A 24,464-nucleotide genomic window follows, 5' to 3' on the forward strand; every position below is an offset into this window, starting at 1 on the left:
AATCCTCATTACTTTGATTACTCATCATCTGCTCGGCCGCACATGATTGAATAAACCAGTGCATCATCTTTCATCGAAACCTAACTAGAAGCTTCCACCTTCGAGCAATTAAAAAGTAGTTTATCATTGCTGGCAGTAAGTGACTGAAAGTCGATTTTCTTAACTATCAAGTAGAATCCAAGCAGTGCCATTAAAGATTGAATACATCTGAATCTTATAATCAGTCACTTAACGTTAATAATCGTGAGTCGAAAATAGTCCGTTATTTGTAAACTACTTTGTAAGTAGCTTTTTTATTTCATCAACTGTTGTACCTAATAAAATAGAAACTTCACCACTTAGCAGCTGAGAAAAATTAACGTCCTGACAATTAAAAACATCAACTGCAATGCAATAAGCAGGATTGATTTTGTATTTGTCTGAATAGTGCATGGTTAAGGATCTATGCATTATGTCGCAAAACATACCTAGTTCGTTTTTTTTATAACCATTTTTCTTCGCTATAAACCAAACAGCTCCAACCTCTTTTTGATCTTTGTTGGTGTAAGAAAAGACATGATGGGGTTTTGATTCGATTGGTATTCCATCCAAGTTAATGATAGAATTTAAATCTGATTTCTTGTGAAATATTAAATTGCTATCTGGCTTGATACTTTTGAAATCAAAATCCTCAAAATTTTGAAGTATATCAATGTTCTTTTGCCATCTATTTTTATTATTAGTATGTTCAGTTTCTTTTATTTTATTGCGTAGAACATCTATCTTTTGATTGATTAGGCTTGTATCCTCAGTGCCAAAAACGTTACTTATCGCGCTTAAGCAACTTACCCAATAATCTCCTCCACTTTCATCAGGATTGGCTTTTTTATCTTTTCTAATATTGTTTAAGAAAGTGAGCTTTGATCGTTCTGATCTTTGTCTAAACTCAACAAGGTTTTTAATAGAAATTTTTCTCATGTATTCAACGGTATTTGTTATAGGAAGATATAAAGATATAATTATATGCCAACTATTAATCTATAAATAATGTTAAAATATATTGACATGAATTATTCCTCCCACTTTTACCTTAATAAGGTGGTATTATAGAATAATTTAAATATCTGTTTAGTATTCTGAAACAAGTGCCTTTTATTGCTGCCATACATCTGTGTCTACAATAAAGACAGAAATTAAGCGTCACTATCATCAAAAGACGTATGCGAAAGGTAACGGTAACAAGTAGCCCTGGAGATGTGCAGGATCTTAGCAATTTCTTCCATGATCTTTGCACCAGAATTAAACAGAATACGCCCTTGACTTGGCTTTTTCTAATACTGTCTTAAATAAGGATTAAGGGAAAATGCTCAGACGTATGCAAAGATATAATTACGCCTTAGCTGTTGCACGCTCATATAGCCGCTGCACCTGCGTTGCCTGGAACTTGCCGCCACGGCTAGCCCGGAAACCTGCCTCGTTCAATTTATCGGCAATTTCCATCCAGATCATGCCCTTGCTACGGTACACCTCTATCATGGCAGCGGCACGCCTGTTGTTGCCGTTGGTCCTGGCTTTGGCCTGCAGTGCCTTGGTCCCCTCAGCGGAGGCGGTACCGGTCAGAAAGGCCTCCGAGGCTTTGCGCCACTCTCCTACCTGCTTTCGCTTCTCCACCAGCGCCCCTTTGGTGCGGATACTGATCAGCTCCCTTTCGCGGTCGGCGATGGCCATAAACAAAGTAAGCGTGAATTTATCTAAATTGGGTACATCGCAGCTTTCAAGTCTGCCGTCCAGCTCCCGATAGATGCTCAGGGCCTGCTCGGTGTCCCGGCTCAGGCGGTCGATCTTGGCCACAACCAGCGTCGCCTGCTCACGCTTGCAAAGGTCCAGGGCCGCGAGCAGCTGAGGGCGGTTAGTTACGTCTTTGCCACTTACCTTCTCGGTGTACTCCTGGATGATGTTCTTATCGGAGTAGAAGTGCTCGACGTAGGTGCGCTGCGCCTCCAGCCCCAGGCCGGACTCGCCCTGCTTCTTGGTCGACACGCGGTAATAGACGACATACTTTTGCGCTGACATAACCATTGTTTTCGATGTTCCACGCGAAGGTAAGTTTAATTTTACATTTCTTCAACGAACGTAGAAGGAATGTAAAGAAGCCCAAAAGCATGATTCCGGTGAGACCGGCGCTTTTGGAAGATGGAAGAATTTGCAGCGTGGAGTTAACTTAAGCTGCCACCAGCGGGCACGTCTCTCCAGCCCGTCTCATAAAACAAAAGTCAGGTTTGATTTGTGAGATGGCATTTCGCGATATTGCCTGGCAAATGGCGTCTCTTCTTAAACGGGAGCCGCCTGTCAACTTAATCAAGCATTTTACGAGACATTAAAAAGTTATACACCATTTTAGTGGATTATTTAAAAGATTCTTAAATTGTTGTAGTATAATTTTAACCTTAAAGAAGAAGAATATTATGGGAATCAAACCAGGACCAAAAAGGATTGCTGATTCAACGGGAAAACCAGATAGGCGTCAACGAGATAATAAGGAAACTCCTAAAAATACACCATCACTAAAGCCACATAAGCATAAGAAAGGGGAATAAGCAATACACCTCGAAACTATAGAAGTCTCATTTACCAAAATCTGTAAACAATCAATTAGTGAGATTGATTGTTTACAGATTTTCAGTGCATCAGATTAAAAGTACTTTTTACTTGATGTTTGAATTAAGTTTGAGAGTTATTTAGTGCTGCTGGTTTGGCTACAGAAAGCTGACACAAGTTGCTAGCGGAGTACAGAAAATTAAAGATGCGGTGATCTTAGATTAAGATGCGTTGGATTTCGATTTGATTAAAAGGTGCTATTGCATCATCTTACCTAGAAGCAAAATGAAGCAACAGCCTTGTTGCTTCATAACTTCGCCTATCCTCTCTCTACATATACTTTTGTACTGCTAAAACGTCCGTGGCTGTTGCACAACCAACTTAGATATAGCCGTTAAATAATAGTGGTTAATTCTATGGTGTTATGCAGGGAAGGAAGAATTTTAAAGATGAGCGACAGTTGCTCTTTTCGCTTTCGGCTCATGTGCCGGAACATAACTTTTACCGGCGCCTCAAAGCCAGGCTCGACCTAACATTTCTCTACGAGTTGACGGCTCCCTACTACGGTAAGTGCGGCCAGCAAAGCATTGATCCGGTCGTCTTCTTCAAGCTCTGCCTGATAAGTTATCTGGAGAACATCGTATCAGACCGCAAGCTCATCGAGCATTGTAGCCTTCGTTTGGATCTGTTATACTTTCTGGACTACCAGCTCGACGAACCGCTACCCTGGCACTCCACCGTATCACGCACCCGCAAACTATATCCTGAACGCCTGTTTGAAACTCTGTTCGATAAGGTTTTCAGCCTGTGCGTAGAGCAGGGTATGGTGTCGGGTAGTGTGCAGGCAATTGATTCCGCCCCGATTAAGGCCAACGCTTCCATGGAAAGCCCGCTGTTAAAGCAGCCACAGGAGACTGGGCAATTGTATCTGACGGCTCCACTACATGACGTTCAACACCCTAAGAATAACCAACCGACACAACTTATCACCGCTCCCGCCCATCAGCTCAGGAAACTGAAAAAGCATCAGCAAAACCTCAAAAGGGCTCCTACTGCTTTAGGGGCAAATCATGAGAAGGCGCAGCTGGTTAGCAACAAAACGCATTATGCCCCGCATGATCCGGATGCCCGCATCTCTGTTAAGCCGGGAAAGGCCAGAAAGCTCAATTACCACTGCAGCATGGCAGTAGATACAGCACAGGGCGTGATCTCGCATATTCAGGCCGATTTTGCTGATGGCCGTGATAGCCAGTATCTGCCAAACCTGACCGAGCAGGTGCAAAGCCGACTCCTAACCCATGGGCTATTGATGCAAGATCTGCTAGCTGATGCCGGGTATTCGAATGGGTCGAACTATTACTTTCTGGAACTACGGGGGATTACTGCCTGGATACCGGTTTTCGGAATGTACAAGCCTGAGATCAATGGATTTCCTTATGATAAGAAAACAGATCAGTATACCTGTCCGATGGGCAAAGCGCTCCAGTTCAAAAGCTTTGATCATACGCCGGACGGCAGGTTACTGAAGCATTACTGGGCAGCACCCAGTGATTGCAGGCAGTGTCCAAGCAAGCCTACCTGTGCGCCTAAGACCCGGTGCCGCAAAATTACACGCACCGCGTATGATGAGCACTACCAGCGCGCTTTCGCCAGGCAACACAGCAAGCAAGGCAATCGCATGAAGAAACTCCGCCAGAGCACCATAGAGCCAGTGTTTGGAAGCCTGGTGCAGCATTATGGCTTGCGCAAGATCAATGTATTGGGTAAATCAGGAGCGCACAAAGTAATGTTGCTAGCGGCCGTTGCCTTTAACCTGAAGAAGTATATGAAGTGCAAGCCAGTTAGAGCTGTAAGCATGGCGCAGGTATTGGAAAAGGAAGCTCTTTTAATCGCCTCTTTTACATTTTTAAAGCATTATGCAACGCAAACTGCCGAAAACAGTGTGAAATTATTAATTTAACAAGTATAGAAGCTGAAAGTGTATGATAAGAAGAGTAGTTATGCAACAGCCACGGACGCTTTTTGAGATACCGATTTTAGGGCTAGACACACTGCGCTACATAAAATATGGCAAGATTTTCTGAAGTCTGAAACTGATGTCGGTAAGGCTTATAGCATAGTATACTACAAACCTTACCGATTAATTTAATTAATCAAATTTCATGCGCTGTATGCGCACCGCATTCAGAATAGCTAAGAAAGCCACCCCTACGTCGGCAAACACGGCCTCCCACATGGTGGCCAAGCCACCGGCGCCTAAAATCAGCACGATTGCCTTTACCCCGAAGGCGAGCGCAATGTTTTGCCATACGATCTGTTTCGTTTTTTTGCCAATGTTAATTGCGGTCGCTATTCTGGCTGGATGATCGGTTTGAATGACCACATCTGCCGTTTCAATCGCCGCGTCCGAGCCAAGTCCACCCATGGCCATACCTACATCAGCCAGGGTGATCACAGGCGCATCGTTGATGCCATCTCCCACAAAGGCAACCGTTCGGCCTTCTGCTTTTAGTTTCTCTACATGGGCTACCTTATCCTGTGGCAATAGCCCACCGTAAGCTTCATCCAACTGCAATTCTTTGGCTACCTTCTGTACAATGGAGTCTTTATCCCCCGAAAGCATCACTAGTTTCTTCACACCTAGCTCCCGCATTCGCTTTACAGCCAGGGGCGCATCTTCTTTCGTTTTATCTGCGATAGTGATATAACCGGCATAAGCTCCATCCACGGCTACCAGCACAATTGTCTCGACTATTTCTTTTATGCTCGGATCATAAGTTACCGCAAACTTATCCAGCAGTCTTCCATTCCCAACCAGCAGCTCTTTGCCATCTACAATACCTTTTAAGCCATGACCGGATATTTCTTCTACCTGGCTTACATCATGTTGTTGATAGGTTTGGCCAGCTTCAGCCACAATAGCTTGGGCAATCGGGTGGGTCGATTTGCTCTCGATAGCGGCCACAGCAGATAAGAACCTAGCCTTATCAGGTAATACCGACTCGATTTTCTGCACCTGGAAAACACCTTCGGTGAGTGTTCCGGTTTTATCCATTACCACGGTGTCAACTTGTGTCATCAGGTCCAGGAAATTAGAACCTTTGAACAGCAAGCCGTTACGCGAAGCAGCTCCGATTCCACCGAAATACCCTAGTGGGATAGAAATAACGAGCGCACACGGACAAGAAATAACTAAGAAGATCAGCGCCCGGTACAGCCACACGTTAAAGTCATAGCTTTCGAAAACGAAATAGGGAATAAACGTAAGGCCTATGGCCAGGAAAAAGACGATGGGTGTGTAGACCTTAGCAAACTTGGTAATGAACTGCTGTGTTTTGGCCTTGCGGCTACCCGCTTCTTCCACCAGTTTTAGGATCTTTGACAAGGCGCTGTTTTCATAGGCAGAGGTCACTTTGAGTTCGATCACCTGGTCCAGGTTGATCATCCCTGCCAGCACTACTTCGCCTTTAGACTTAGTATCCGGTTTAGATTCCCCTGTCAGTGCAGCGGTATTGAAAGAAGCGCGGTCGGTCAGGAGTTCACCATCCAAAGCTATTTTTTCACCAGCTTTCACTTGCACTACTTCACCGATTTGTACTTCTTTCGCTTTCCTGCTAACTACACCATTAGCAGTAACCACACCCACTTCATCTGGTCGGTTGTCGATAAGGGCTTTAATGGAGCGCCTGGAGCGTAGTACCGCTGCTTCCTGGAAATGCTCTCCGATCACATAAAAAAGCATCACGGCCACCCCTTCGGCGTACTCGCCAATATAGAAGGCACCAAGCGTGGCCATGGTCATCAGGAAAAACTCGTTAAAGAAACTCGAACGCAAGCTTCTAATGGCATGCCACACCACCCGCCAGCCAACCAGCACATAGGCAATACCAAAAGTTATGAATCTGATATAATCCGTAAACCAAGGTGTATCCAGGTAATCCAACAGGATACCGCCCAGCAGCAGAAGTAAACTTAAGATCGTAGGCACATAGGAAGACTTGGCTTCTTCTTCCGCATGCGCATGATCTACGGCCCCTTGCACTTTTGTTTTACCATCTGCTGAGCAACACTCTGCGCCTACATTGGGTCCTGGAGCCTCTGCCGTTCGCGGGGAAGTGATCTCCAATGGCTTAAAATCTTCTTCTATGTTTTTAGTTGTTTCAGCGTTCTTATCCATAGTTTTTGTGTTTATAGTTAATGTGCAGCAGCTATAATCTGCTGCAAATCTTCTGGGATCGGTAGAGGCTTTAGTGCTGGTACGTTTGCTCCACCTGTATTGCCGAGCGGGATCATACCGGCCCAGGATTTAATGCCGCCTACGAGCAAGCGAGGTACTTGCCCAATAACTTCTTTTGAGTTTCTTGTTTTAAAACCAAACAAAAGCATTTGCCAATGTACAGTAGTATGGGCTAGTGGGTATGGTTGTCCCAGAATATGCGCCCGTTCCAAATGTTGCCATGCTTGCAGTACGTGTCCCTTGTCCCAATGCGTATAATAAGCGTCTAGTTCTTGCTGGTAAGAAGGTCGGAGCTTAGCAGGCATGTTCCAGTTAAACTTCATAGTGTAGTCCTTTTTTTAATTTCTGCTACAAAGTTACTGCCCCTTAGTCTGCAACTGCATTGCATTTTCAGGTTTGCATCTCGCACAAACACCTTTCACGATCAGGCTTACTTCATCTGCTGCAAAATCTGCCGGTAACGAAATATCAGGAATGCGAGCGGCGGGTAAGCAGTAAGTTTCAGCACAGTTGCTGCAATGGAAATGAACATGCAGGTCTTGATGATCCTCTGCTTGACAATCATCTGCACATAGCGCATATTTTACCGAACCCGTTCCATCCGCAATGCTATGCACCAGTCCCTTTTCTTCAAAGGTTTTCAGGGTGCGATACAGGGTAATGCGGTCCGCGCGGTGAAAAGCAGCTTCCAGATCGTTCAGACTAACTGCCGCCCGTTGCTTTGAAAGGAAGTCCAGCACCAGCAGGCGCATGGCTGTGGGTTTTATACTTTTCTGATGTAGTGTATTTTCAATGTTTTGTAGCATCGTTCTGTTCAATCAACATTTACTTTATTTCCGGGGCATGTAAATGATGATGCAAGCGCCCAAAAGCGCAATCATAGCTCCGATAATGTCCCACTTGTCGGGTCTGTGGCCGTCCACTTTCCAGCCCCAAGCCAGCGACATAATGATAAAGATACCTCCATATGTGGCATAGACCCTTGCAAAGCTAGCCGTTTGCCAGGTGGCTATTATCCCGTACAACACGAGAATAATAGCTCCTAATACCCCATACCACAGTGGTTTGTCCTCTTTCAGCCATTGCCACACCATGTAGCCGCCACCGATTTCGCACAGGCCTGCTAAAAAGAAAATACCTAATGATTTTATTATATCCATTTCTGTTCAGGTTTAATGGCCATGTCCGCCAGATTCTTCGGCATTTCGCATTTTAGCTAGTAGCGAGTGCGCTCCTTTGGTGACAAAGTTAGTGGCTGCCGTATCGATACCTGCCGGAAGGGCTATCTGTACAAATCCACCTTCTTCCATGCCACGCTCTACCGGCACCATGCGAAATTGCTTCATTACGGCATCTCCTTCAGTTGCCTGCCCGGTATAGAGAAATACGAAACTGCTGTTGTTTTCCTGCACCACTGCTGCTTCCGGTAAAGCGAGTACCTGCCGGTTATCCAGTGCTACCTGGGCCTGCACGTACATGCCAGGTACCAAGTTTTTGTCTTCATCCTCCATGTGCGCATGTACCTGCACCGTTCGTTCGGAGCTAATCTCTTTACCGATCAGGTAGATCGTTGCCTGGTGGTTCACCACTGTTTCGCCAGGAAGTGAATAATGCACTTTCTGCCCTTTTTCCAATGAAGCTAAATCTTTTTCAAACACGGTCAGCTCCACGTGCATGTGGTCGGTATCAGCGATACGAAAAAGCACATCCGTGGGCGCTACGTATTGTCCCACATCCGCATTCACAAAAGTAATGTAGCCTTCCAGCGGGGCTAAAAGGGGCAAAACTCGTTTGATCTTACCACTTCGCAGTGAACCATTGCTAATGCCGATAATGGCTAAACGTTCCTGCAAGGCCTGTACCCGTGTTTGCATGCTTTTATACTCCGCCACAGTTTGCTGGTAGGTCTTAGCAGCCGTAACCTGTTCCTCGTGCAGCTCCCTTTGCCGTTTGTACTCTAACTCCAGATAATCTAGGCGGCTTCTGGCTTCTAAATAATCTTCCTGCAGGGTCACAAACTCCGGGTTTTCAATGGTAGCCAGTAGTTCTCCTTTCTTCACGTAGCGGCCTTCCATTACTTCTGTTTTCCGGATAAACCCGCCAAGCGGAGCTGTAACAGAAGCCATGTTCTGCGGGGGCAGATCCAGCTTTCCTGTTAAGGTGAGCATGTTGCTCAGGTTCCGCATCTCAGGTTTGCCTAAGGTAATACCTGCTACCTGGTACTGCTCTGCGGTAAGTTCTGCTCTGTCAGCGCTTTCTTCTTTATGTGCTTCTGCCTCTTCCTGTGCCGGTTCAGCCGTATTACCACAGGAAGTAAAAATCAGAAAGCAGGTAAAATATGTGATATGGATGATCCTTTTCATGTCGGATGATTTCTCTTATAAATTTGTTATAGTTGATTTTCCAAGATGTACTGTAATTCGATGATAGCTTTATCGTAAGTATAAAGCGTCTCCAGGTAGTTGTTCCGAATGGTCAGCCCCCTGTTCAAGTTCAGAATATAATCCTGGTAGCTTATCTCTCCAGCACGGTAAGCTTTCGTGGCCTGGGTAATGATAAGCTGCGCCTGAGGCAAGGCAGTCTTTTCGTAATAAGCCAGGCTGCTCTGCAACTTTAAAGCTTGCTGTAGGGCCACTTGGGCATCTGCCTTTAACTCATTCCGAGTTTGTCTTAAGTTTAGCTCTGCCACCTCTACCTGCAATTTAGCAGCCTGTATACGACGCTTCTGTGGCTTTACCCAAAGTGGGATAGCTACGCCAACCATGACTTCCTGTGGTGCTTCAAAGGCTTCTGCTCCATCGCTGGTATGTTGGCCTCCTAAGGTGCGGTTCGTGTACCCTAGCTGCAGGTCTGGGAGCAATTTTGCGCCTTCCACCTTCGTCTCTGCCTGCCGTACAGTTACTTGCTGTTTGGCCAGGCGTAGCCTAGGGTTTTGTTCTAATTGCTCTTCGGTTATAGTTGGTAAAGGTAGCCGGTTGAGCACCGTATCTGCTGTTGCGACAAGGGTATCGGTTGCCAGCAGCGCCTGTAGTCTTTCCTGGAAAGCGGCAACATCTGTTTCAGCCTGGAAAGCGTTGTTGCGCACCTCAGACAGCTGCGTCTCGGCGGTTACTTTCTCCAGCAGGTTGGTTTCTCCTGTACGTAGCCTGAGCTGTGCTGCTTTGGCAAACTGCACATACAAACTATCCTGGTAGGTAAGCAGGCGTAAGCGGGACAGGGCATACACCAGACCATAATAGTTGAGCCGCACATCACGAATAACTTCCCGCTCGCGTTGGGTTAAGTTAATGTTGCTGACCTCCGTCAGTTCAGTGGCGAGCTTGGCTTGCCTGCTATACAACGTAGGCAATGAGAAGGACTGCGAGATGGAAACTTCGTTATCATAAGTACCAGTAGCTAGCTTACCGGTTGAAAACTGTACTTGCGTTTTTTCCAAGTTCCAGGAAGCTCCTTGTAACGTTTGACTTCTCTTTACTTCTACCCTCGCTGCGCCTACTGCTGGGTTTTGTTTGAGTGCGCGTGCTTCTGCTTCTCGTAAGGTATACTGTTTCACAGGTCCTTGTGCATGTGCAGTTGGTGCCGCTCCTACCATCAAGCTGAAGGTGGCAAGGATAAGAAATACAGAAACAGCAGTAGAGAAATTACTCCCGCCCGATCTTCTTTGCTTGCGTTGCAGGTAATAGTTTTCTAGCAGGATATAGAGTACGGGTAACACCACCAGCGTTAGCAACGTGGATGTTATAAGCCCACCGATCACCACGGTCGCCAATGGTTTCTGTACTTCAGCTCCAGCAGTATTCGATAGCGCCATCGGCAGAAAGCCTAAGGAAGCCACGGTTGCTGTCATTAACACTGGTCGCAACCGGATTGCAGTACCATTCAACACTACCTCTCGCAAACTTATGCCTAGATACTCTTTGCGCTGCCTGTTAAATTCTGCGATCAAGACGATGCCATTCAACACGGCTACACCAAACAAGGCGATAAACCCGACTCCGGCAGAAATGCTGAACGGCATCCCGCGTAGCCATAAGGCGAGTACTCCCCCAATAGCAGATAACGGAATAGCAGTAAAGATCAGCAGTGAATGTCGCACAGACCGGAACGTCAGGAAAAGCAGCAGAAATATCAGGGCCAGGGCAGCCGGAACAGCAACCGAAAGCCGCTGGTTGGCTTGCTCCAGGTTCTCAAACTGGCCGCCATAGGTAACAAAGTATCCCACAGGTAGTTGCACGGCGCGGTCAATCTTTTCCTGTACTTCCTCCACCACGCTGGCAATATCACGGCCCCGGACATTAAAGCCTACGATGATCCGCCGTTGGGCATCTTCGCGCTGGATCTGGTTTGGCCCTTGCTGGTATTGTATGTTAGCTACCTGCGTAAGCGGCACCTGCATTCCGGTTGAAGTCGTAATGTAGAGCTCCCGCACATCGTCGATGTCCTGCCGTTCGTCCTGCAGAAGGCGCACCACCAGATCAAAGCGTCGGTCCCCTTCATACACCATTCCAGCGCTTTGTCCGGCAAATGCAGCATTAATGGTTTGATTGACTGTTTCCACGTCCAGTCCGAACTTGGCGATCTGGTCACGGTTGATGTCCACTACGATCTGGGGAAGCCCCGATACCTGCTCTACATACAGATCTTCTGCTCCTTCAACTGATGCCACCACGCGGCCTACTTCCTGCGAGAGCCGGGTTAGTTCGGCCATATCTTCTCCAAAGATTTTGATGCCTACGTCCTGCCGCACACCAGAGATAAGTTCGTTAGACCGCAGTTGAATCGGTTGGGAAACACCAAACGTAACGCCTGGAATAACTTCCAGGGCTTCCGTCATTTTACTGGCTAATTCTTCCCTGGTCTTTGCGCTGGTCCATTCATCTTTGTCTTTTAGTAGTATGGTTACGTCAGCCGCCTCCATTGGCATCGGGTCAGTAGGAATTTCCGCAGCACCGATCTTGCTGATGACCTCTTTTACCTCTGGAAACTGCTCTTTAAGAATACGGGATGCCAGCGATACTTTTTCAATCGTTTCTGACAAGGAGCTGCCGGTCAGTAACCTGGTCTCCAGCGCAAAATCGCCTTCTTCCAGGGTAGGTATAAATTCGCTGCCCATGCGCGAGAAAATAACCAAGGCTAGGGCAAACAACCCCACCGCTAGCAGTAATACCAATGCTTTAAACTTAAGCGCCCCACGAATAACTGGATTATACAGACGCTGGAAAAGGTCCATCATCTTATCTGAAATATTACGCTTATGTGCTGTGTTTTTGCTGAGTACCAAGGCAGACATCATCGGCACATAGGTCAGCGAAAGGATAAACGCACCGAGAATAGCAAACGACACGGTCAGTGCCATCGGGCGGAACATCTTGCCTTCAATGCCCACCAGCACAAGGATGGGTAAATAAACGATTAGAATGATGATTTCCCCAAAGGCAGCGGAGGTGCGGATCTTTCGGGCGGATTCGTATACTTCCTCATCCATCTGGGCCTGGTTCAGCTTCTGCCCACCTCTTAAACCCAGATGATGCATGGTGGCTTCTACAATGATCACGGCTCCGTCTACGATGATCCCAAAGTCAATAGCCCCCAGGCTCATCAGGTTACCTGTTACCCCAAACAGGTTCATCATAATAATGGCAAAGAGCATTGAAAGCGGGATGACAGAGGCCACGACTAGCCCTGCGCGAAAGTTACCCAGGAACAATACCAGCACAAAGATCACGATCAGCGCCCCTTCAATCAGGTTTCGCTCCACGGTGCCAATTGCACGGCCTATCAGCTCACTTCGATCCAGAAAGGCTTCCACTGCCACCCCTTCCGGCAGTGACTTGGTGATCTGAGCCATCTTTTCTTTGACGCGTTCGACTACCTGGTTGGTATTCTCGCCCTTAAGCAGCATCACTATACCCCCTACAGCTTCTCCTTTTGCGTCCGTTAGAGCGCCATACCGGTTAGCCGTTCCAAACTGCACCTGCGCTATATCCGAGATCAGAACGGGTGTACCATCGGATGTATTTTGTACCACCACTTTACCTACTTCCTCCAGGCTCTCGATCAGGCCTTCGCTTCGAACAAAATAGGCATTTGGTTTCTTATCAATGTAGGCACCACCGGTATTGCCGTTGTTACGTTCGAGTGCTTCCAGCACATCGGCAACGCTCAGGTTGTGGGCCTTTAGCCGGTCAGGATCTACCGCTATTTCATATTGCTTCAGGTAGCCTCCAAAGCTGTTAACTTCCGCCACACCGGGCGTGCCTAGTAACTGACGCCGTACGATCCAGTCCTGAATGGTACGCAGCTCGACGGGGCTGTATTGTTTTTCATAGCCAGGCTTGGCATGTACTACATACTGATAAATCTCCCCAAGACCTGTTGAAATAGGAGACATTTCGGGACTGCCCACGCCAGGAGGAATGTTTTCAGCAGCTTCTACTAAGCGTTCTGCTACCTGTTGCCTGGCCCAGTAAACATCTACCCGTTCTTTAAAAACGATGGTCACAACGGAAAGGCCAAAACGGGAAATAGAGCGTACTTCTTCGATGTTTGGAATCGTAGACATCGTTTGCTCTACCGGGAAGCTGATCAACCGTTCTACTTCCTGGGCTGCCAGCGAAGGGCTGGTGGTAATAACTTGTACCTGATTATTGGTGATGTCAGGTACGGCATCAATGGGCAGCTGCGTGAGGGAATAGCTGCCCCATACAACAAGCACCAGCGTCAGAAGGCCGATAATGAGCTTGTTGTAGATAGAAAAATGAATGATTCTGTCTAGCACTTGTGTGTTGATTAAACTTAAACAACCACATACAATACATGTATGCGCACGCCTTCCAGGTTGCACAGTAATGCAACAAAGCGTATTTTCTTACTTTAAAGAAGTTGGTTAAGCTTTTGGCGGGTGCCAGAATGGGATGACCGGAGCCGCAGGGCCACGGACCACATAGGTAGAAGAGCTAGTGCTTTGTAGAAGCAGAAGCGGTTGTGCTATTTTCTTAAATTGAATTGTTAAGGTAATGCCCCCGCAGCAGTTGCATTCACACAAAGGGGAACATAGGTCAGCTTCCTGGTCAGCGTCTGAGTGTGTTATATCAGCTTTTAATTCTGTATCAGTACCCTGGGCATACGCCATCCCGCTGTCCGTGCAAGGTAAACACGCCAGTAGAAAGATAAACAACCCCCAAATGATGATTGGGTACTTCATGACTACAAAGGTATAAAACAATTTTTATAGGTGTACTCTATTTGCCAGGCTACTGTTACTTTGGCGAGTGATTTAGCGCCTGATAACTCATTCGGCCATGGCTCGCTAAGCAACTTGCAAGAATGGCGTAGTTAAGGCGAAGTAACTACTTTGGTACCAGTACTCTATTGTAGTTGGCAATAAATTGTGTCTCATATCCAGTTACTTTACTAAATTTTGATTCACCCCAAAAGTCAATTGCCAGGTGAGCACCTCTGCCCTTTCTGCTTTTTTTACTGGGTGTTCTGTCCTGCCAATGTAGCATCAGACTTACGTGCGCTGAGTCTACATGAGTGAATCAAAACGGACTGTCTTCAAATGTAAAGAGAACTAGAGTTAAGGGAAAGATTACTTATAACAGGCGTTATGATAAGTAAGGTTAGAGAGTAATTAGTTGTTGAACTTTCAAGTTAGAGTTATATTTATAAAGCATGATTTCTACACATAAGGGTATCAAAAAAAACCTATACTTATTTTGATACCGGTAAGGACTATAGTTTTACAATTCTAGGTATCTCAGAATAGTTATATCTTATAATATCAAATAGATACATTTTTACCAAATATTATCATTATTTAGTAAAATGTGGTAAAATCACTTATATGTGTACAAAATCCCACTCTTTTTAAAGAAGGTATTTTGGATATATGTACAGGTTTTATTTGATACCCCCAAAGGCATAAATTCAATGTATACTATAAAATACAATCAACTGATTTACAATGATTTATATCAACTGCTTAAAATCGAAATTCATCCTGATATGACCTCATAAATGTACAAAATCCCACTCTTTTAAATAGATGAGACATCCGATTACAAAGTTTATAGAGGCATATATGTACAAAATCCCACAAAAGCTGATCTCTTTATTCCTTATAAAGCACCTAAATGACCTTATTTAAAGCCTTTTTTTATGTTTTTAATCTAAAAAAGAATGGAAAATCTATTTTTTTTATTTTTTATTCTTTTTCTTATTAATTATTAAAGAGGACATAAATACTTAAAAATAAGTCTATTATGAGCTAATATATGTACAGATTCCCACCTTTACATGTACAGATTCCCACTCCTTCATGTACAGATTCCCACTTTTACATGTACACTTACCCACTTTTACATGTACAGATTCCCATTATGTGTACAAAATCCCACCCAATAGATATTTAGGGGTTTAAATCTTTGAAATTATATGTACAAACAAAATAATTTATACATATATTTAAGAAAAGATATAAAAACTCATGAGTGAATTATTAAATACACCTGTTAAGCAGCCAAATAAGATAGTTACGCAACATAACAATTTAATTAATAGTCATTTTGACATCCCAACTGTTCAGCTACGAGCATTTATTTATGCATTAGGCCATATTCATAAGGATGACAAAGAACTCACTCATGTAAAAATACCTATATCTGCTCTTTATACATCTAAAGGCGGTAAGAACTTTAAACAAGTAGCTAAGTTAGCGTCTGATTTACAGGAGATAAAATTCAAAATTGAGAATTTGGGTGCTGATAAGAATGGTCAAGTTAAAAGAACTTTTGCCAGTATGGTTATTTTCCCAACTGTTACTTATACTCAAGATAGTAAATACATAGTAACTAAAATTAACAATGACCTTGCGCCTTACTTGCTTGACTTAAAAGGAAATTATACCCAAGCAGAACTTGAACAGCTTCTGGGCCTTAAAACAATCCAGGCTTACAGGATTTACATGTTAATAAAGCAAGGTCAATTCAAAGACAAGCCCACTACTATCTCCTATAGAGAGCTTCGTTTGATGTTAGGTCTTGATATAGAATTGAGTGACGAAGAAGCTAGAAAGCAAGGATTACCTGAGGGAGAGACTGTACAGGTTATCAAGTATCCACTTTTTGCTGAATTTAAGCGTAGGATTTTAGATGCTGCCAAAGAAGATTTAAAGGATACAGACATGGCTTTTGATTACAAGATTAACAAAAGAGGTCGGAATGCAGATTCTATTACTTTTTCATTAATTAAAACTATTAGAATACAATCACCTGAATCTGGGAGGTCAAGTAAGTTAGAATCTACTTTAATTCAACAAGAGCTTTTCTCCTCCCCTACTACGAACCCAGCTATAGATAAGGTGATAAGAAATGCAATTCGTATTATGAAGGAGAAATACTCTTTCTCAGACGAGTTGATTGATAGATATATCCGACTCTTAGATCCAGTTGTTATTACAAAAGCTAATAATTGGTTTTCAACAAATAAAGGGACCTTGAGCTTTACTTCTGAAAGTGAATGGTTTTCTAAACATCTAGAAAATAAAATAGAAAAGAATAAGCGTTAGTTATAAAGTATCATGCAGTGTTTTATTCATTGTTAATAATTTAACAACTGTTTTCAAAGGCTTGTTTTTTAATAAAGTGTGTTATGTTAATATTGTTAATAACCTTAATAATTTAGCCGTAGTTAAAATGTATTTTTGGCAGTAGATATAATGGGGGTGTTGTTCCTCTACTTACTTCTAACCACTATTCATGAATAGTAGTATTACTCATCATAGTTATAGTATTAGATACTGCTATCCTTAACAAATCTGATAAACTAGTTGGCAAATTTGGCCTATGGAGGATCTTGATATTTACTCAAGATCCTCCATAGGCCAAATGCATGATATAGTTATACAGTTAAATATTAATCTACTCTACTTTGCTTATATAATCTATACATGAATAAGCTTATTAATAGTTAATAAAATTAATAAATTAACAATTTTAAATAATTTGCTAATATTAAATAATGTTAATATAATTACGTGATTATTTAAATTATTAACTTTTAATACTTCATGAATGTCATGGCAAAAGTTCTTTCTATAGTAAACGCAAAAGGTGGAGTAGCCAAAACTACAAGTACACAGAGTATAGGGTTTGCATTAAAGGAGATGGGTAAGAAAGTTCTTTTAGTAGATCTGGATGCACAAGCTAACCTAACAACATCAGTTGGAATATCGCCCAAGGAAGATCTAAACATATCTGATGCTCTTCTTGATAACTGTAAAATTACAGACGTAATCAAATGCGTAAATGGAGTAGACATCGCTTATTCAGGACATTCTCTTATTTCTAGAGAAAATGCCGTAGCACACTCAGTAGCTGGTGCAGCAAAACTTAGGTCAATTTTGAAAAAGGTTAAAGAAAAATATGATTTTGTAATCATTGATTGCCCACCTTCTTTGGGTATCTATACAGTAAATGCTTTAATAGCTTCAGATAAAGTTTACATACCTATGGTTGCTGAGCCTTTTGCCTGGAATGGATTAGATAAGATGCTTGAAACAATTGATATAATAGTCGAAGAGGAACTAAATCCTAAATTAGAGCTTGGAGGTTTGTTCTTTACGAACCACTCTAAAAATGCACAAACTATACTAGGAAAAACAATTGTACGGGAAGCTCAGCAACAGTTAGGAGATAAGGTAATGAAGACTTCTATACGAACAAATGTAGCACTGCATGAATGTTTAGTCATGAATCAAGATGTGTTCTCTTATGCTCCAGACTCTAATGGGGCAAAAGATTATAAAGAATTAACTGAAGAAATTATTAATAGTTAATACATTATTGAATATTAATAACTTATTGCTTTTATTAATTATATAGAGTAAAGTCTAGAATCATGGCAAATAAAGAGACGAAGAGATTTGATAATGTTTTAGGGAAGCTACATGGATCAAAGCCTTCTGAGACAACTATAAATACATCAAAAGAAGAAAAAACTATAACTGTTCCATCGAAAAAAAAGAAGGAATCAAATAGAAAGCGAATTACTTTCTTCGTTGATGAAGTTTTAGAAGATTATATTGACAAAGGTACATTGCATGAAATGTATAGAAGCAAATCAGACTTTGTTGAATATATCTTAAAGGAATACTTTAAGGGGAAACCTTATCTAAAAAAATAGATGATTTTAGAAAGCCTCAAAACCTATAGTAGGAAAGAGGTGCTAAAGGCATTTAAGCACCTGCGGTACGTTCGTGATAACAACACATATTTTCTTTATCTTATCTTTGAAGGTGATGACTGTGTTTATGTAGGAGAGACAAGTAACATCTTCTGGCGCATGGCCAAGCACAAAGCAAAATGTAGTGACAACTCGCAGGTCATTTTGCGAGAGTATATGAGCAAAGAAGAGGTGCTCCGTTTGGAAAAGCATTTTATCCGGATGCTCAAACCAAAGTTCAACAACCGCTATTGCCTGGAAGGACAATTGGAACTCTTCGCTGCGTAAGGTAGGGGAGAGGCTATATCTATAACTTTGTGAGGCGCTACCTTCAAGTAGCGCCTCTTTTGTTTTCTCTCTATTTCGAACCAGGCAGCGGACCAAGTCTGTTTTAATTCTGGCTTATAAGTAGCCTTATGTAAAGCAACTGCTTAGCTGTAAAGTATGCAGGCTACATAAGTAACAAGATGCTATGAGGTAGTATTTGATAAGGTTATGGAGTAGAAGCTTTAGTTAATCTACCACTGCGTTGAAGTTTAACAGTTAACATCTGACAAGGCAGCACCAACAGATAACACGGTCAAGGCTTGCAAGCTTAAAAAGATTATTAAAATTAGCCTGCATGCGCAACAGGCCCAAAGGCCTGCTCGCATGACAAGTAAAGTCAGGACACCATCACTTTGGTTTTGAAGAGAGAAACATCATCTCAGGTTTGTTTTAAATACACATCTTGCCAAGTCCAGCCTTCCATCTGCAGCAGCGTACCCAGCAGCTTCCTCCGCTCCTGCAGCTCGTGCGTGAAAGATTCCTTTATATCTTCTTTTTCTTTCAGAGGGAGCCCTTTCACTTTTAGCTCTTCCAAATCAGGAAGCGGTGCACCTGCAGACGGAGAAGTGTGCTTGACATAGTTGCCCTTGACCATGTCTAGGAAGGAATCGAGAGCTTCCTGCAGCATGTTCATCTTCAGTTCGTCAAGATCGACCTCTTGCTTCATACCGTGCTTCAAAAGCTTGTGACTCTCATCCAACTGCACAATAGCCCGCGAAATGGCAAGCTTTGGCTGGCTGTTATGGAAGTAGTGGATGATGGGATAAGAGTGATGATTTATTGTATGCTGCATGAGCATCTGGCACAGGTCTGAAGTAGTGTCAAAGAAAGATGAGAAATTCTTACCGTTCCAACTGTTGATTAGAACCTGCTGCGGTGTCTTGCCCATTCCACTGATGTAAAGACTCAGCTTGCTCTGCAGCCCCACAGCAGATAAAACGGGTAAGAAGTAGGTGATGGAAGTAGTTATAAAGACTAATCCTGAAAAGGCCCCTACATCGGTCACAATGCGCCAAAGGTTGCTGGACGCAACGTAATCTCCAACCCCTAAAGTTGAGAGTGTGAAGCCAGCGTAGTAGAGCTTCTCTAGGGGGCTCGCCAACGACTGATCACTGCTCTTAATAACTGAACCGGGGTCAGAAAGCAGGACTAAGAAAAACCCCAGCCACAGCCCCACCACCCAGGTCAGTAACACAGTGACCAAGATGACGGGTCCGGCATAAGGAAGAAGCTTTGACCTTCCATTTTTACCGGACAAAGTAAAAAAGGCTTTCCACACACCTTTGGAGACAGCGTCCGTAATTTTGCCTCCACCGTTGGATGAAAGAGTAGTTTTGACAATATCCATGGCCGTTATGAGGTAAATAAGGAGACCCAGTCCCAGGAAGAGTGTGTTCATAGGGAGAATTGTTTCGTTTGTAATCCTGAACGCATTCGAGTAAATCAGGTTAAACAACATGTGCTTGGGTTATCTTTTAGAAAATGCTTTTCTCTTAAAAACCCATGTTTTGCATGCGCGTAATGCAGCACACGCCAAAAATATGTAACACTTATTGCAAAATTTATAAAACATACCTTCACTTTACCGGGTAAAAAGTAGACATAACTTATGTAAAACAAATAAACCTTAACTATGAACAAAGACTTGATAAGAACACTTGCTGAATGCGCTGCAGCCTGTAACCACTGTTCAGTGGCTTGCCTGCAGGAAGAAGACATTAAAATGATGGTGCCTTGCATCAGACTGGACATGGACTGCGCCAAAATCTGCTTGGCGGCCCAGGACTATATAGCCCGAGACTCCCGCTATGCCAAGGAGATCCTGCAGCAGTGTGCTAAGATCTGCAGAGACTGTGGGCAGGAGTGCGAAAAGCATGAAGCGGAGCACTGTAAAATGTGTGCTGAAGCCTGCTTCAAGTGCGCCGAGGCATGCGAGCAGTATCAGAGTGCCTAGGGCATACAGCTGAATCATTAAAATGAAAGGACTGCCTACCCATAGGGCGGTCCTTTTTTGTTTTCAGCGCTGCGATTGCCTGCACCCTAGCGCTTTTGATGATTTCATCGTATTATTGCCGTGGTATGGGTAAAAGCAAACATTATTACATCCGTAAGTCGCACCGGTACTTAGGGCTTCTGCTGGGCCTGCAGTATCTCTTCTGGACGATAGGTGGGCTGTATTTCAGCTGGAATAACATAGACAAGGTACATGGCGACCATTTAAGGAAGGCTAAACGGTACATTTCCGGAAACCTGACCATGGTATCGCCTCAGTTGGTGCTGGAGAGGGTACGAGCCAATCATGTAGTGGATTCTCTTCACTCGGTGCAGCTTATAGAGATTGCTGGGGTTCCCGCTTACCAGGTGCGCTATTTCTCTGGTGAGAGTGAACACGTTGGAAGTGAAGGTGGTTCGCACGGCACAGGCCATTCAACAGGTGGCTATATCAGTACATAGCTGGCAGACGCACAAACCGGAGAGCTTTTATCTCCGCTGAGAGAAGAAGAGGCTGTTGCTGTGGCCAAGAGAAATGTGATAGATCCCGCTAAAGTAGAAAGTGTGGAGTATCTGACTGAGGTTGGCTCTCACAGTGAGTACAGAGGCAGACCACTGCCAGCCTGGGCGGTTACCTTCAGCGAACCAAACAGCACGGTCTACATTTCAGCTGAGCACGGCACTTTCCAAGCCATCCGGCACAACCAGTGGCGCGTGTTCGATTTCCTGTGGATGCTGCACACCATGGATTATGAAGGAAGAGACAATTTTGGCAACATACTGTTAAGAGCTTTCTCTATTTTTGGGTTGATCACAGTTATCTCTGGTTTTGTGCTGTATTACATCTCATCACCGTCTGTAAGGAAAGTAATAAAGACCATCAATAACTGACACAATGAAATACTACAAGCGTGCCATTTTTGCCCTACTGTTCTCAACAACCTTGGTAGTAGGGCTGGCTTCCTGTCAACAATCTACGAGCGAGACAGAGAATGAAGCTACCACACAAACAGCTAGAGCTACAGACAAGGCCCAGCTGATAATTGACCAGGCTATAAAGGCACACGGCGGCGAGCGTTTCGACAAGATGTCGCTTAGCTTCGACTTCAGGGACAGGCACTACACTGCTCTTCGAAACAATGGCTCGTATGTATACACGCGTGAGTTTACCGATTCGCTGGGTCAGGTAATGGATGTGCTGAATAACGAAGGGTTTTACAGGGAGGTGAACGGGAATAGGGTAGTGCTGTCTGATGAGAAAGCAAAAGCCTATTCTAACTCAGTGAATTCTGTGATTTATTTTGCCTTGTTGCCTTTCGGGTTAAACGACGCGGTGGTGAACAAGAAGTACATGGGCGTAGCGAATATCAAAGGACAAAGCTATCATAAGATAAAGGTTACGTTCGATCAGGCAGGAGGTGGGAGCGATCATGAAGATGAGTATTTGTATTGGATACACCCGGATAAATATACAGTTGATTACCTGGCGTACAGCTTTAGCGTGAATGAAGGTGGCATGCGTTTCAGGGAGGCGCATAACGTAAGAAATGTGAAAGGAATCCTATTTGCCGATTATGTCAATTATGAAACTGTTTCCGACACGATAGCCTTAGAGCACCTTGTTGTTGCTTTCGAAAACGCAGGCTTAAAAAAGCTTTCCGACATAAACCTTGAAAATATTAATGTCAATGTACTATAACACCCAAAAAATGAAGAGAATCATCTTGTTGAGCTTTTTTCTAGCTGTAACAATTACAGCCATGGTAAGCTGTGCTGATAAAAAGCAGGAAATCCCGGTTGAAGAAAACAAGCATGCCACCCACACAACTGCTGCAAAGGAAGAAGGAGCATTGATTATTCAAGCTCAGTCGCAACCAGATACCCTGAAGGGAAGTTTGAAGGCTGAAGCACACGGGCAGATCGGGAATGCCCATCTCACGATAAACTACCATTCGCCAGCAGTTCGGGGCAGGACGATCTGGGGTGGTCTCGTAGCCTATGACCAGGTATGGGTGACAGGCGCTCATTCAGCCACCAGCCTGACAACGGATAAGGACATTACAATAGGGGGAGAATTGTTGCCAGCAGGAAGATATGCTTTGTTCACCATCCCGGGCAAGGAAGAGTGGACCGTTGTAGTCAACAGGAACTGGGAGCAGCACCTGGCTGATGATTACACAGCGTCAGACGATGTGCTGCGCATAAAAGTAAAGCCCCAGGCGGCAGACCAGCACCAGGAACGACTTCGGTATGAGATCGTTTCTGAAAAGGAGAACGAAGGGTCTATGGTCATTAGTTGGGAGAAAATGAAGGTTGCAGTTCCAGTAGAAGTTGAAAACTAACATACTCTTCAGGGGAGAACACAAGCTTTTTATATGATCTAGCATGAAGTAGTTGAACCTTCGTTAATAGCTATATGCAAAGAGCACCCTTTGATGTGTAATAAACTTTTCTTTTACCTCTCATAAGCTCTAAATCGAGAATTATGGCTATAGGCTTTATCTGGCATCTTTTTCTGCACCTATCGGTGCCTGTAGCGGTCGCGTGGCTCTTCTTTCGCCCTTACTTCAAACGGGCTGCCTTGATTATGTTTGCAGCCATCCTGATAGACCTGGACCACCTACTGGCTGATCCCATAGTTGACCCCGATAGGTGCAGCGTAGGATTTCACATCCTACACAGTTACTATATTATCCCGTTTTACCTGCTGCTCTGCTTTTTCCCTAAAACAAGGCTGATCGGGCTCGGCCTCGTGATACATATTGTACTTGACTGGCTGGAATGTCTGTAAGTGAGAGCAGTTCCGGTAGCTACAGTTGAGATATAAAGCTGAACTTATCTTTCACATGCTCCTTATAAACAATGCCACCAGGGAATAGCATCGCTGGTGGCATTGTTTATAAGGAGCATGTGTTATTTGTTCATTCTGTTCAAGATAGCTTTCATTTCGGCGATTTCCTTTTTTTGTGATTCGATTATCTCTCTAGCCAGCTTTTGCACCTCCGGGTCCTGAAGGTCAGCGGCACTGCTAACTAGAATGGCGGAGGAGTGATGCGGGATCATGGACCGCATGAAATGCTCGTCATCTACAAAGGTTTGGTTCCGCAGCATAACGAAGGCCCCTGCAATAACGATTAGGCTTACCCCAACTATAATGGCATTGAGTTTTTTGTCTTTATACATCGATGTCATAAACCCCAGCATCACCAGGGCCATGGGCCCCACCATGAGCAGGGCCATGTACAGCCGGTTCAGGTTCAAGTAAACATGGTCAAACTGAGCGGCGTTCAGAAACATGACGCCATACATGATCACAAAAGATACGCTGAGCATCAGCAGGAACTTCTTATAGTTTCCCTTTTCCATTTTTACGTTTTTTAAATGTTTAACTTTTCCAATGAATAAGCAGCAATCTGAATATTAAATTAGAGCTACGTACAATTAGTTACTCAGTTTAAGGCTTAATTACTTGGGCACCATTACTGTCGGGAAGATACGGAGGTACACCTGCGCGCTTACAGGTAAGGAACCATAGTAAGGGTGTAACTCATGTGCTCCCCTGAATACGCTCACCTGGGCTCCTAAGGTCGTGTTCACTGTCCCAAATTCAAATAGCTGCCTGTTAGCGCCTACCGTCAGCGCATTGATGCCGAAGATGGCGTCATGTTCGAAAAAGTCATGCTCAAAGCCCAGCTCTTCAGCTGATTTCTGCAGCCATACATAACGCCCGTAAACAGCAAACTTATCGCTTTGGAGCGTAGACTCCAGCAGTACTGAATGTTCCTGGTGGTCCTGATCTACATAGTTATACCCCCAGTTAAGTATAGCTGTCAAAAAGCGGTTATTGCCGGACAGTTCCTTGCCATACAGCACAGAGGCCGTGGTGCGGTAAACGTCCTCATCGGGCTCCCCTGATTCCGGGCTCTTGACATAGGCAGTAGATGCCTGCAAGCTCCACTGCGTGGTAGGGTTAAAGGTAAACCGTACCGCCCGTGAGTCAAAGCGGGGCTTGTCAAAATCATAGCGTTGCTCATCCGGCTCACGGCCGGTAAAGGAGGAGCCTTCCAGCTTGAAGTTGCGGTATCTGAAACCGAGCGTGGCCACCCCA

Annotated in this window: 24 protein-coding genes; 11 read left to right on the forward strand and 13 right to left on the reverse strand. The window is 44.2% G+C overall.

Features of this window, described 5'->3' with window-relative positions; translation table 11 throughout:
• Positions 1-273: 273 nt before the first annotated feature.
• The 3 genes from KYK27_RS17810 to KYK27_RS17820 form a co-directional block, all read right to left on the reverse strand.
• Positions 274-957 (reverse strand): hypothetical protein, encoded by a 684-nt coding sequence (locus KYK27_RS17810; protein ID WP_199111670.1) that lies wholly within the window; start codon positions 955-957, stop codon positions 274-276.
• Positions 958-1,172: 215 nt separating this feature from the next.
• Positions 1,173-1,289, reverse strand: a complete 117-nt coding sequence (locus KYK27_RS18600) for a helix-turn-helix domain-containing protein (RefSeq protein WP_370583662.1) — start codon at positions 1,287-1,289, stop codon at positions 1,173-1,175.
• Between the two features lie 79 nt (positions 1,290-1,368).
• Complete coding sequence (locus tag KYK27_RS17820) at positions 1,369-2,058, reverse strand: recombinase family protein (RefSeq protein WP_317195958.1); 690 nt, start codon at positions 2,056-2,058, stop codon at positions 1,369-1,371.
• A gap of 943 nt (positions 2,059-3,001) precedes the next feature.
• Here KYK27_RS17820 and KYK27_RS17825 point away from each other — a divergent pair.
• Positions 3,002-4,537 carry an IS1182 family transposase gene (locus tag KYK27_RS17825; RefSeq protein WP_199111673.1) on the forward strand — a complete coding sequence of 512 codons (1,536 nt, stop codon included), beginning with the start codon at positions 3,002-3,004 and terminating at the stop codon, positions 4,535-4,537.
• Positions 4,538-4,726: 189 nt separating this feature from the next.
• Here the strand turns inward: KYK27_RS17825 and KYK27_RS17830 are convergent, their stop codons facing one another.
• From KYK27_RS17830 to KYK27_RS18605, 7 genes are all read right to left on the reverse strand, one after another.
• Positions 4,727-6,754 carry a heavy metal translocating P-type ATPase gene (locus KYK27_RS17830; protein WP_199111674.1) on the reverse strand — a complete coding sequence of 676 codons (2,028 nt, stop codon included), beginning with the start codon at positions 6,752-6,754 and terminating at the stop codon, positions 4,727-4,729.
• Positions 6,755-6,771: 17 nt separating this feature from the next.
• Complete coding sequence (locus KYK27_RS17835; RefSeq protein ID WP_199111675.1) at positions 6,772-7,137, reverse strand: DUF3703 domain-containing protein; 366 nt, start codon at positions 7,135-7,137, stop codon at positions 6,772-6,774.
• A gap of 33 nt (positions 7,138-7,170) precedes the next feature.
• Entirely contained in the window at positions 7,171-7,620 is a 450-nt protein-coding gene (locus tag KYK27_RS17840) for a Fur family transcriptional regulator (protein ID WP_199111676.1), read from the reverse strand.
• Between the two features lie 24 nt (positions 7,621-7,644).
• Positions 7,645-7,974 carry a YnfA family protein gene (locus KYK27_RS17845; protein WP_199111677.1) on the reverse strand — a complete coding sequence of 110 codons (330 nt, stop codon included), beginning with the start codon at positions 7,972-7,974 and terminating at the stop codon, positions 7,645-7,647.
• Between the two features lie 12 nt (positions 7,975-7,986).
• Positions 7,987-9,177, reverse strand: coding sequence for an efflux RND transporter periplasmic adaptor subunit (locus KYK27_RS17850; protein ID WP_199111678.1), 1,191 nt, complete (start codon positions 9,175-9,177; stop codon positions 7,987-7,989).
• Between the two features lie 26 nt (positions 9,178-9,203).
• Positions 9,204-13,592 carry a CusA/CzcA family heavy metal efflux RND transporter gene (locus KYK27_RS17855; protein ID WP_199111679.1) on the reverse strand — a complete coding sequence of 1,463 codons (4,389 nt, stop codon included), beginning with the start codon at positions 13,590-13,592 and terminating at the stop codon, positions 9,204-9,206.
• Between the two features lie 108 nt (positions 13,593-13,700).
• Positions 13,701-14,018 (reverse strand): DUF6660 family protein, encoded by a 318-nt coding sequence (locus KYK27_RS18605; protein ID WP_370583659.1) that lies wholly within the window; start codon positions 14,016-14,018, stop codon positions 13,701-13,703.
• 1,284 nt (positions 14,019-15,302) lie between these two features.
• Here KYK27_RS18605 and KYK27_RS17860 point away from each other — a divergent pair.
• The 4 genes from KYK27_RS17860 to KYK27_RS17875 all read left to right on the forward strand — a co-directional run bounded on the left by KYK27_RS17860 (position 15,303) and on the right by KYK27_RS17875 (position 18,325).
• Positions 15,303-16,382, forward strand: coding sequence for a replication initiation protein (locus KYK27_RS17860; protein WP_199111680.1), 1,080 nt, complete (start codon positions 15,303-15,305; stop codon positions 16,380-16,382).
• Between the two features lie 510 nt (positions 16,383-16,892).
• On the forward strand, positions 16,893-17,651 hold the full coding sequence (locus tag KYK27_RS17865) for a ParA family protein (protein WP_199111681.1): 759 nt from the start codon (positions 16,893-16,895) through the stop codon (positions 17,649-17,651).
• Between the two features lie 62 nt (positions 17,652-17,713).
• Complete coding sequence (locus KYK27_RS17870) at positions 17,714-17,998, forward strand: hypothetical protein (RefSeq protein ID WP_199111682.1); 285 nt, start codon at positions 17,714-17,716, stop codon at positions 17,996-17,998.
• On the forward strand, positions 17,999-18,325 hold the full coding sequence (locus KYK27_RS17875; protein ID WP_199111683.1) for a GIY-YIG nuclease family protein: 327 nt from the start codon (positions 17,999-18,001) through the stop codon (positions 18,323-18,325).
• A 418-nt stretch (positions 18,326-18,743) separates the two neighbouring features.
• On the opposite strand, the gene KYK27_RS17880 is transcribed toward KYK27_RS17875, so the two are convergent.
• Entirely contained in the window at positions 18,744-19,763 is a 1,020-nt protein-coding gene (locus KYK27_RS17880; RefSeq protein ID WP_233150515.1) for a potassium channel family protein, read from the reverse strand.
• A 351-nt stretch (positions 19,764-20,114) separates the two neighbouring features.
• Here KYK27_RS17880 and KYK27_RS18540 point away from each other — a divergent pair, with 351 nt between their 5' ends.
• The 6 genes from KYK27_RS18540 to KYK27_RS17905 all read left to right on the forward strand — a co-directional run bounded on the left by KYK27_RS18540 (position 20,115) and on the right by KYK27_RS17905 (position 23,147).
• Positions 20,115-20,318, forward strand: coding sequence for a four-helix bundle copper-binding protein (locus tag KYK27_RS18540; protein ID WP_317195965.1), 204 nt, complete (start codon positions 20,115-20,117; stop codon positions 20,316-20,318).
• A 95-nt stretch (positions 20,319-20,413) separates the two neighbouring features.
• A complete protein-coding gene (locus tag KYK27_RS18545; protein WP_317195959.1) occupies positions 20,414-20,818 on the forward strand; it encodes a hypothetical protein in 405 nt (134 codons plus the stop codon).
• Positions 20,819-20,878: 60 nt separating this feature from the next.
• A complete protein-coding gene (locus KYK27_RS18550) occupies positions 20,879-21,247 on the forward strand; it encodes a hypothetical protein (RefSeq protein WP_317195960.1) in 369 nt (122 codons plus the stop codon).
• Positions 21,248-21,251: 4 nt separating this feature from the next.
• Complete coding sequence (locus KYK27_RS17895; protein ID WP_199111685.1) at positions 21,252-22,055, forward strand: DUF6503 family protein; 804 nt, start codon at positions 21,252-21,254, stop codon at positions 22,053-22,055.
• Between the two features lie 10 nt (positions 22,056-22,065).
• Positions 22,066-22,698, forward strand: a complete 633-nt coding sequence (locus KYK27_RS17900) for a DUF2911 domain-containing protein (RefSeq protein WP_199111686.1) — start codon at positions 22,066-22,068, stop codon at positions 22,696-22,698.
• 143 nt (positions 22,699-22,841) lie between these two features.
• Complete coding sequence (locus tag KYK27_RS17905; RefSeq protein ID WP_199111687.1) at positions 22,842-23,147, forward strand: DUF6122 family protein; 306 nt, start codon at positions 22,842-22,844, stop codon at positions 23,145-23,147.
• Positions 23,148-23,269: 122 nt separating this feature from the next.
• On the opposite strand, the gene KYK27_RS17910 is transcribed toward KYK27_RS17905, so the two are convergent.
• The gene (locus tag KYK27_RS17910) at positions 23,270-23,689 is read right to left on the reverse strand and encodes a DUF305 domain-containing protein (RefSeq protein ID WP_370583661.1); all 420 of its coding nucleotides are present in this window, start codon (positions 23,687-23,689) and stop codon (positions 23,270-23,272) included.
• 132 nt (positions 23,690-23,821) lie between these two features.
• Positions 23,822-24,460 (reverse strand): hypothetical protein, encoded by a 639-nt coding sequence (locus KYK27_RS18555; protein WP_317195962.1) that lies wholly within the window; start codon positions 24,458-24,460, stop codon positions 23,822-23,824.
• Between the last annotated feature and the right edge of the window lie 4 nt (positions 24,461-24,464).

It is taken from the genome of Pontibacter populi (assembly GCF_019336435.1).
Lineage (GTDB): Bacteria > Bacteroidota > Bacteroidia > Cytophagales > Hymenobacteraceae > Pontibacter > Pontibacter humidus.

Coding starts and splice junctions, on each gene's coding strand:
- KYK27_RS17905 (WP_199111687.1), top strand. CDS start 22,842: ATGGCTATAGGCTTTATCTGGCATCTTTTTCTGCACCTATCGGTGCCT.
- KYK27_RS17825 (WP_199111673.1), top strand. CDS start 3,002: ATGCAGGGAAGGAAGAATTTTAAAGATGAGCGACAGTTGCTCTTTTCG.
- KYK27_RS17845 (WP_199111677.1), bottom strand. CDS start 7,974: ATGGATATAATAAAATCATTAGGTATTTTCTTTTTAGCAGGCCTGTGC.
- KYK27_RS17835 (WP_199111675.1), bottom strand. CDS start 7,137: ATGAAGTTTAACTGGAACATGCCTGCTAAGCTCCGACCTTCTTACCAG.
- KYK27_RS17895 (WP_199111685.1), top strand. CDS start 21,252: ATGAAATACTACAAGCGTGCCATTTTTGCCCTACTGTTCTCAACAACC.
- KYK27_RS17875 (WP_199111683.1), top strand. CDS start 17,999: ATGATTTTAGAAAGCCTCAAAACCTATAGTAGGAAAGAGGTGCTAAAG.
- KYK27_RS18605 (WP_370583659.1), bottom strand. CDS start 14,018: ATGAAGTACCCAATCATCATTTGGGGGTTGTTTATCTTTCTACTGGCG.
- KYK27_RS17900 (WP_199111686.1), top strand. CDS start 22,066: ATGAAGAGAATCATCTTGTTGAGCTTTTTTCTAGCTGTAACAATTACA.
- KYK27_RS17910 (WP_370583661.1), bottom strand. CDS start 23,689: ATGCTCAGCGTATCTTTTGTGATCATGTATGGCGTCATGTTTCTGAAC.
- KYK27_RS17865 (WP_199111681.1), top strand. CDS start 16,893: ATGGCAAAAGTTCTTTCTATAGTAAACGCAAAAGGTGGAGTAGCCAAA.
- KYK27_RS18540 (WP_317195965.1), top strand. CDS start 20,115: ATGGACTGCGCCAAAATCTGCTTGGCGGCCCAGGACTATATAGCCCGA.
- KYK27_RS17810 (WP_199111670.1), bottom strand. CDS start 957: ATGAGAAAAATTTCTATTAAAAACCTTGTTGAGTTTAGACAAAGATCA.
- KYK27_RS17850 (WP_199111678.1), bottom strand. CDS start 9,177: ATGAAAAGGATCATCCATATCACATATTTTACCTGCTTTCTGATTTTT.
- KYK27_RS17820 (WP_317195958.1), bottom strand. CDS start 2,058: ATGGTTATGTCAGCGCAAAAGTATGTCGTCTATTACCGCGTGTCGACC.
- KYK27_RS17870 (WP_199111682.1), top strand. CDS start 17,714: ATGGCAAATAAAGAGACGAAGAGATTTGATAATGTTTTAGGGAAGCTA.
- KYK27_RS17860 (WP_199111680.1), top strand. CDS start 15,303: ATGAGTGAATTATTAAATACACCTGTTAAGCAGCCAAATAAGATAGTT.
- KYK27_RS17840 (WP_199111676.1), bottom strand. CDS start 7,620: ATGCTACAAAACATTGAAAATACACTACATCAGAAAAGTATAAAACCC.
- KYK27_RS17830 (WP_199111674.1), bottom strand. CDS start 6,754: ATGGATAAGAACGCTGAAACAACTAAAAACATAGAAGAAGATTTTAAG.
- KYK27_RS17880 (WP_233150515.1), bottom strand. CDS start 19,763: ATGAACACACTCTTCCTGGGACTGGGTCTCCTTATTTACCTCATAACG.